Origin of the sequence: Streptosporangium sp. NPDC002544, from assembly GCF_040295965.1 — a bacterium.
In the GTDB taxonomy this organism is placed as follows: Bacteria; Actinomycetota; Actinomycetes; order Streptosporangiales; family Streptosporangiaceae; genus Streptosporangium.
On record NZ_JBEOWJ010000007.1, the window covers coordinates 350,719 to 358,347 of the forward strand.

7 protein-coding genes are annotated in these 7,629 nt (G+C 71.3%); 6 read left to right on the forward strand and 1 reads right to left on the reverse strand.

All coding sequences use genetic code 11. The annotated features are described in order from the left end of the window. Positions 1–164: 164 nt before the first annotated feature. Together ABT061_RS13670 and ABT061_RS13675 are read left to right on the forward strand one after the other, a co-directional pair. A complete protein-coding gene (locus tag ABT061_RS13670) occupies positions 165–830 on the forward strand; it encodes a response regulator transcription factor (RefSeq protein WP_350916133.1) in 666 nt (221 codons plus the stop codon). Further along, positions 827–2,140 carry an ATP-binding protein gene (locus ABT061_RS13675; RefSeq protein WP_350916135.1) on the forward strand — a complete coding sequence of 438 codons (1,314 nt, stop codon included), beginning with the start codon at positions 827–829 and terminating at the stop codon, positions 2,138–2,140. Before ABT061_RS13670 ends, ABT061_RS13675 begins: the two co-directional genes overlap by 4 nt. 51 nt (positions 2,141–2,191) lie before the next feature. Here ABT061_RS13675 and ABT061_RS13680 read toward each other — a convergent pair whose 3' ends face one another. Beyond that, on the reverse strand, positions 2,192–3,511 hold the full coding sequence (locus tag ABT061_RS13680; protein ID WP_350916137.1) for a sensor histidine kinase: 1,320 nt from the start codon (positions 3,509–3,511) through the stop codon (positions 2,192–2,194). 67 nt (positions 3,512–3,578) lie between these two features. On the opposite strand from ABT061_RS13680, the gene ABT061_RS13685 reads away from it, so the two are divergent. The 4 genes from ABT061_RS13685 (at position 3,579) to ABT061_RS13700 (ending at position 7,556) form a co-directional block, all read left to right on the forward strand. Next, the gene (locus ABT061_RS13685; protein WP_350916139.1) at positions 3,579–4,814 is read left to right on the forward strand and encodes an MFS transporter; all 1,236 of its coding nucleotides are present in this window, start codon (positions 3,579–3,581) and stop codon (positions 4,812–4,814) included. Beyond that, positions 4,811–5,191: a BlaI/MecI/CopY family transcriptional regulator gene (locus ABT061_RS13690; protein ID WP_350916141.1), complete on the forward strand. Its 381-nt coding sequence runs from the start codon at positions 4,811–4,813 to the stop codon at positions 5,189–5,191. The genes ABT061_RS13685 and ABT061_RS13690 overlap by 4 nt, the downstream gene beginning before the upstream one ends. After that, on the forward strand, positions 5,191–6,063 hold the full coding sequence (locus tag ABT061_RS13695; protein WP_350916143.1) for a M56 family metallopeptidase: 873 nt from the start codon (positions 5,191–5,193) through the stop codon (positions 6,061–6,063). Before ABT061_RS13690 ends, ABT061_RS13695 begins: the two co-directional genes overlap by 1 nt. A 428-nt stretch (positions 6,064–6,491) precedes the next feature. Further along, a complete protein-coding gene (locus tag ABT061_RS13700) occupies positions 6,492–7,556 on the forward strand; it encodes an iron ABC transporter substrate-binding protein (RefSeq protein ID WP_350916145.1) in 1,065 nt (354 codons plus the stop codon). The last annotated feature ends 73 nt before the right edge of the window (positions 7,557–7,629 follow it).

Sequence of the window (7,629 nt, forward strand, 5' to 3'; positions counted from 1 at the left end):
GCTGGCACGTTCCACCTGAACGCGACCTGACTGCGTTTCCGGACCGGCGATCGGCCGTCCTCGCTTCACGAGAGCCGCCGAAAGGCGGTTTCACCTGCGGTTTTCCGCGTCGCATACGCTGAGGTAGCAAACCTGCCGACAGCAGGAAGCGAGGAAACGATCTTTTGACTCCAAGCGTCGCCATCGTCGAGGACGACCTGGCCCTGCGTGCCGGTCTGAGCCGCGGCCTGCGGGAGGAGGGGTTCGAGGTCTCCCTGTCGGTGGCCGGTGGGACCGCTCTGCTGCGCGGCCTCGAGGATCTCCCGCCCGATGTGTTCGTCATCGACATCGGCCTTCCCGACGTCGACGGCCGTGATCTCTGCCTGGCCCTGCGCGCGCGCGGCGTGCACGCGCCGGTCCTGCTGCTCACGGCGCGCGGAGGCATCACCGACCGGTTGTCGGGCTTCCACTCGGGCGCCGACGACTACCTGCCCAAGCCGTTCCACTTCGAGGAGCTGGTGCTGCGGCTGCGGGCCCTGGTACGGCGCGGAGGCAAGGCCGCGGACCCGCCCTCTGGCCTGTATCTGGACCTCGCAGCACACGAGGCGCGCAATGAGGGCAGGGGTGTCGGCCTCACTCCGACGGAGTTCCGGCTGCTGGCGGCCTTGCTGGCGCGCCGCGGGGAGGTCGTCCGCCGTCATTCACTGATCGCCGCGGCCTGGCCGCCGGGGGCGATCGTCCATGACAACACCTTGGACGCCTATGTCGTACGGCTTCGCCGCAAGCTCGACGGCATCGACCAGTCGTCGGCGATCACGACGGTCCGCGGCGTCGGATACTCGGTCGGGTGATCCGGCGCAGGCTCGTCGTCACCGCGACCGCAGCACTCGCCGCCGCCCTCGTGGTTTTGACCATGGGCTTCTACCTGGTGCTCTCCCGGCAACTGGAAAAGGGCGCCGACGGTGTCCTCCGGGCGCGGGCCGGAGCGGCGGCGGCCACGGTGACGACCTTCCAGGGTCGGCTGAAGGTCAACGAGACACCATTCGACGAGGTTCTCGACAGTGGGGTGTGGGTGTTCGACGCCGGCGGTGTTCCGGTCAGCACACCGCCCGTACCCGGCCCCCTGGACTCCTCCGCTCAAAAGCTCAGCGCGGCCTCCCGCCCCACCTTCCGCGATGTCGGCGACGACGTGCGGATGCTGGCGGTACCGCTGCACGACCCTCCGACGCCGGACGCGGTCGTGGTGGTCGCCCTTTCCATGATCCCGTACCGGGATGCCGAGCGGACCGCGCTGATCGGCGCGCTGGTCTTCGACATGCTGGTTCTCGGGCTCAGCACCCTGCTCGTCCGGCGTTCGGTGACGCAGGCCCTGCGGCCTGTCGCGCAGATGACCGCCCAGGCGGCCAAGTGGTCCGAACGGGACCTCGATCGCAGATTCGGCCTCGGCTCGCCCCGTGACGAGCTGACGGGCCTTGCCTCGACCTTGGACGGCCTGCTCGGCCGGCTCTCCGCGGCGCTCCGTCACGAACAGCGCGTCACCGCCGAGATCGCTCACGAGCTGCGTACCCCGCTCACCCGGCTACGGCTGGAAACGGAGGTGGCTCTCCGCCGGGATCGCTCGGCCGCCGAACTCCAGGCCGTGCTGCGGCGTGTTCTCGACGGGACCGACCGGATGACCACGGCCCTCGACACCCTGATCGGCCTGGCGCAGCGGAGCATAGATCCCTCCGCGGGCACGGCCGCGGCCGTTGACGTGGCGGCGGACGTGCTGCGGGCCTGCCGTGCGCGGGGACGTGAGATCCAGCTCGATCTGGAGTGCGCCGCCGGACTGGTCGTCGGCTGTGATCGGGAGGTGGTCCTGCGCATGCTCCAGCCGTTACTGGACAACGCGCTGCGGTACGGCCGTTCGGCGGTGCTGCTCCGCGTCTCGCGATCCGGGAACGACGCGGTGTTCGCCATCAGCGACGACGGCCCCGGATTCGGCGTCGGCGAGCTTGAGGCCGTCCTCGGTCCAGGAACACAAGGACGGGCGGCCGCGTCCGGCGAGGGCGCCGGGCTGGGCCTCGCGCTGGCCCGCAGGCTTGCGGAGGCGGCCGGCGGCACTCTGACCCCCAAGGTGTCCCGGGGCGGTCTGGTCGAACTGCGCCTTCCGGTGGCCTGAGCTCACGCCGCCGTGCGGTTCGTGGCTCCGGGCCGGGCGCCGCAGGATCCGTCAGGTGCTCCTCGAAGGCGACAGCAGCAGGCTGAAGATCGGCGGCGAACCACGGCTCAGGACCAGCCGTCCCGCCTCGGCCTCGGCCAGGGAGCGGGCGAGCGCCAGGCCGAGGCCGTGCCCGTCACCTGTGGAGGCGCGGCGCACGAACGGGTCGCTTTCCTCCGGGACGCCGGGCCCCTGGTCGGAGACCTCGATGGCGAGCGCGTCTCCGATTTCGACGACGCCGACGCCGACCTTCCCCGCCCCGTGGACGAGCGCGTTGTCGACGAGCACCCGCAGGATCTGCCGTACGGCGGGGAGCGAGGCGACCACCGGGGGCAACTCGCTCGGCAGGTCGATGGTCAGCCGGCGGCCTTGTGCGGCGAGCCTGCCGTGCCAGTCGGAACGGACCTCCTCCAGCAGGGCGGCCACGTCGAGGGGTTCGGAGGCGGTGCGCGTGTCGCGGGCCAGCCGTACCAGGTCGTCGATGATGGTGTGGAGGCGCCGGCCGCGCTGGACGGCGACGGCGATGGCCCGGGTCAGGTCGGCGCCGGGCCGGGTGAGGGCCGATTCCAGGCCGAGGAGCAGGCCGGTGAGCTGGGTGCGCAACTGGTGGGAGACGTCGGCGCTGAAGGAGCGCTCGCGGTCGAGGACTTCGCCGAGGCGGTGCGCGGTGGCCGCCAGCGCCTGCCCGGCGGCGTCGGCCTCGATGATGGCCGAGCGGAGCGGCCTGATGGAGAAGTCACCCTCACCCAGTGCCTGGGCGGCCCTGGTCAGCTGCTCCAGCGGAGCCGCCAGGCGAGCCGACTGGCGCAGTGCGAAGGCGGCGGCGAGCGCGACGGCGAGGGCGGCGAGAGCGGCCATCAGCAGCCATGCGAGATGGATCCGGTCCTCGACCCCGTCGTACGGCGTGGCGACCCGCACGACCCCGAGCTGGGTCTCGTCGGTGGGGATCGGCGCGGAGGCGACGAGGAATCCGGCCTCGACGCCCTCGTGGGGGTGCCCCTCGACGGCGGCGGCCACCAGGCCGGAGACGGCGGGACCGCCGCCGTGCAGCAGATGGCCGGAGGTGGAGTAGACACCGACCGTGAGACCGGCGGGCACGCCGGTCGGCAGGGTGATCGCCCGGGCGCCGTTCTCGACGTCGTCGTCGGGGATGGCGGCGGCGATCCAGGTGGCGTCACGGCTGAGCGCGTTCATGGTCTCGCTGCGGTAGAGATGGCTGACCGCGATGGCGAGTGGCACCGCGAACAGGGTGACCGTGAACGCCGCCACGACGGTGATCGCGACGAGCACGCGTCGGCGCAACGAAGCCGGTCGCGGCGGGGTCGAGGGCATCGGGCCAGGCTCCCAAGCCGAAGGTAAACGTCGCGCTAACCTTACCTTTCGTATCGTCTTTGTCACTATGAGTAACGAAAATCTCGTGCGGCTGCTGCTGCTCAACCAGTTCACGATCAAGCTCGGTTTCAACATGCTGATGCCGTACCTGGCTTTCCACCTGACCCACCAGCTCGATTTGGCAGCCTGGGTGGTCGGCCTGGTGATGGGGGTGCGCAACGCGAGCCAGCGCGGAATGGCGCTGGCCGGCGGCTACCTGGCGGATCGGCTGGGGGGCCGTGTCACGGTGGTGGCCGGATGCGCTCTTCGTGCGGCCGGCTTCGCGCTGCTCGGCTTCGCCGACGGCGTCTGCGCGCTGGTGGTGGCGTCGGTGGCGACCGGGTTCGCCGGGGCCCTGTTCGATCCGGGGGTGCGCTCGTTGCTGGCCGTCGCCGCCGCGGACCGGCGGGTGCGGGTGTTCGGCTGGTTCAACATGGCAGGGCAGGCGGGGCTGCTGCTCGGCCCGCTGGCCGGGCTGGCCATGTCGGGGCTGGACTTCCGCGTCGTGGCGCTGGTCGCGGCCGGGGTGTTCGTGCTGCTGACCATCCTGCAGGGGGTCGGGCTTCCGGCCGTCTCACCCGAGCTTCGCCGGGAACGCCGGGGATGGCGGATCGTGCTGGGCAACCGGTCCTTCTGGTACTTCTCGCTGGCGATGTCGGGGGCGTACCTGCTGTCCTTCCAGGTCTATCTGACGCTGCCCCTGGCCATGGGCCGGGCGCTGGGCGCGCAGCGCGATCTGGGCGTCGGGGAGATGTTCGCGCTGTCGGCGCTCCTCGTCATCACCCTGCAGGGGCGTGTCACCGCGTGGGCGGCCCGCACGATGACCGCGCCTCGCGCCATGAGCGCCGGGCTCGCCGTGATGGGGCTGGCCTTCGTCCCACTCGTGGCCTGGTCCGGTCCCGTCCCGCTCGTGGCGGTGGCCGACGAGGGCCTCGCCGGGCAGTCGGCCATGGCCCCGATGCTGGTCGCGGCCGCGCTCCTCGCGCTCGGCACCATGCTGATCTGCCCGTTCGAGATGGAGGTGATCGTCGCGATGTCCGGCGGACGGCTGGTCGCCACCCACTACGGGCTGTACGCCACCCTGTCGGGCATCGGGGTCACGGCCGGCAGCGTGCTGACCGGCACGCTGTGGGACGCCGCCGGGCGGTGGGGCCTGGCCTGGCTGCCCTGGGCCATCCTGGTCGTGATCGGGTGGGGCTGCGCGCTGGCGATGACGCTGCTCGCTTCCGGGCCGGTGGCGGGGGCCGCTATGGTCGTCCGATGAGCTCTCGCCGATCCCCGGGGGTCCTGGAAGCGGAGATTCTCACCGTGCTTCATGAGGCGTCCGGCGCCCTGTCACCGGGGGAGGTACGTGACCTGCTCAGCGGCAAAGGGGGTGGCGAGCTCTCCTACAGTGCCGTGGTGACCACCCTGACCAGGCTGCACGACAAGGGCGTCGTGACGCGTGAGCGGTCCGGGCGGGCCTACCGCTATGCCGCGCCCGCCGACCCCTCGGGGCTGGTCGCCTGGCGGATGAGACGATTGCTCGACGCCGAGGCCGACCACGCACCCGCCCTGACGCATTTCATCTCCGGGCTCTCGGCCGGCGACGAGGAACTGGTCCGGCGACTGCTGCTGGGGCAAGACGAGAGCGAAACCTGATGATCGACCATTTCCTGCTGTCAACGCTCGTGGCTCCCGTGGCGCTGGTCGTCTCAATGGCGGTGCTGGTCGACCGGCAACATCCGGCACCGGCGGCGGTGGCCTTCGTATCCTCAGCCGTCGTGGTCACGGCCGCGAGTGCGGTGAGCGTGGTGGCTGTCTCGATCCACGCCCTCCTGGTCCTCATCCGAGGTGATCTGCTGGAGTGGCCGTACTGGATCGCCCTGGCCTTCCTGGTGATCGTCGTCGCGAGCTTCGCCGGCGGCGCCCGGCGGGAGCGGCGGTCGCTGTGCGCCGCTCGTGAGCAGGCCGCCGCCCTTCCCGGCGGCGACGTCGTGGTGGTGGCCGAGAAACGACCGGCTGCCTTCACCCTCCCCGGACGGCCGGGCCGGATCGTGGTGACCCAGGGCATGCTGGACGCTCTCGGCGAGGAGAGTCACGCGGCGGTCATGGCGCACGAGCACGCCCATCTGAGCGGCCATCATCACCGATGGCTGCTGGCCAGCCGGTTGGCCGTGGCGGCGCACCCCTTTCTGTGGCAGGTTCGTCACCTGGCGGGATACATGATCGAGCGCTGGGCCGACGAGCGGGCCGCCGAGCAGACCGGTGACCGCAGGGCGACGGCCCGGGCGATCGGTGAGGCGGCCCTGCTGTCCCCCGACGGCGAGATACCGTCCGGGGCGGTGCCGTTCCTGGGCCTTCGAGGTCCCGGGCCCGTCCCGCGCCGGATCGCCGCCCTGCTCAAACCGCTGCCCAGCCCGCGCGGCGCGTTCCTGCTCGCGGTTCCCGTCCTGGTGGCAGCGGGATCGGTGGTGTGGACCGGAGAGGCCATCGTCGACCTGACGCAGTCCGGCGGCCCCTGCGAGCAGTGAACCTCAGCGGCGTCGACACCCGCCGCTGACTCCGCCCAGGCCGGTACGGCGATGACACCCGTGGCGTCCACCGCACCCCCGCCGGCAAGTGGGCGCCGCTGACTCCGCCCAGGCCGGTACGGCGATGACACACTCGTCCTCCCGCCGACGCCGGAAGTGCTCGGTCCGTTGCGCGCAGGCGGTCCGGTGATCGTCCCGGCAGGCCCGCAGCCGGGTGCGCTCCTCGCCTCGCCCCGTACGACGTGCGTAGCCGGGGACCTCTCCTGGGGCCGCGTGTCGCGGTTCCGTCGCGTCGTCACGTCGCCGACCTGGCCCCTTACCGTGGCCGGCCCTGGCCCTGCGGCGAACACTTAGGTTAGGCTCTGCTAACTTCTACAGCGATGTAGCTGTAATCGGGAATTCTTCTCCATGACCGAAGGAGCACCACGGTGCCGACGTTCCTCCCCAAAACCGTGCTCGCGCTGGCCACCACCGGTGTTCTCGTCCTCGGGCTGGCCGCCTGTGGCGGCGAGTCCGCGGACACCACCGGAGCCGCTGCCGGCCCGACGGCCGACAAGAAGATCACCGTCTACAGCGGGCGCAGCGAGTCGCTGGTCAAGCCCTTGCTGGACAAGTTCACCGCGCAGAGCGGCATCGCCGTCGAGGCCCGCTACGCCAACACCGCGGCCATGGCCGCCCAGCTCCTCGAAGAGGGGGAGAAGTCACCGGCGGACGCCTTCTTCGCCCAGGACGCCGGCGCGCTCGGCGCCGTGGCCAAGAAGGGCATGTTCGCGCCGCTCCCGGCCACCGTGCTCGACAAGGTGCCGGCGACCTACCGCGCCAAGAGCGGGGAATGGGTCGGCGTCACCGCCCGCTCGCGGGTGCTGGTCTACAACCCCGACCTGGTCCCCGCCGCCCAGCTGCCCGCCTCGGTGTTCGACCTCACCGATCCGGCCTGGAAGGGCAAGGTCGGGGTGGCCCCGACCAACGCGTCCTTCCAGGCGTTCGTCACCGCTGTGACGGTGCAGCACGGAGAGGCCAAGGCCAAGGAGTTCCTGGCCGGGCTCAAGGCCAACGACCCGCAGATCCGTGAGGGCAACGGCCCCATCCTGGAGGAGGTCGACTCCGGCAAGCTCGCCGTCGGCCTGATCAACCACTACTACCTGGGCGAGCTGGCCAAGGAGAGGGGTAAGACGCCTGACACGCTCACCGCCAAGCTGCACTTCTTCCCCGACGGCGACAGCGGCGCCCTGGTCAACGTGGCGGGCGTCGGCGTGCTGAAGAAGGCCGCCCAGAATCCTGACGTGCAGGCGTTCGTCACCTACTTGCTCGGCGCCGAGGCACAGAAGTACTTCGCCGAGGAGACCTACGAGTACCCGGTCCTGGCCGACGCCGCACCGCCCGCGGGAGTGCCCGCTCTGGACGAGCTGAAGGTTCCCTCGGTCGACCTGAACGACCTCGACCAGCTCGAGGCGACGATCGCGCTCATCAAGGAATCGGGACTGGTCCCCTGAGAGCGTCACCGCTCTGTGCACCGCGGCCAGGTCGCGGGGGGGGCGGCCGGGGCGGGGGGGGGGGGGGGCGGGC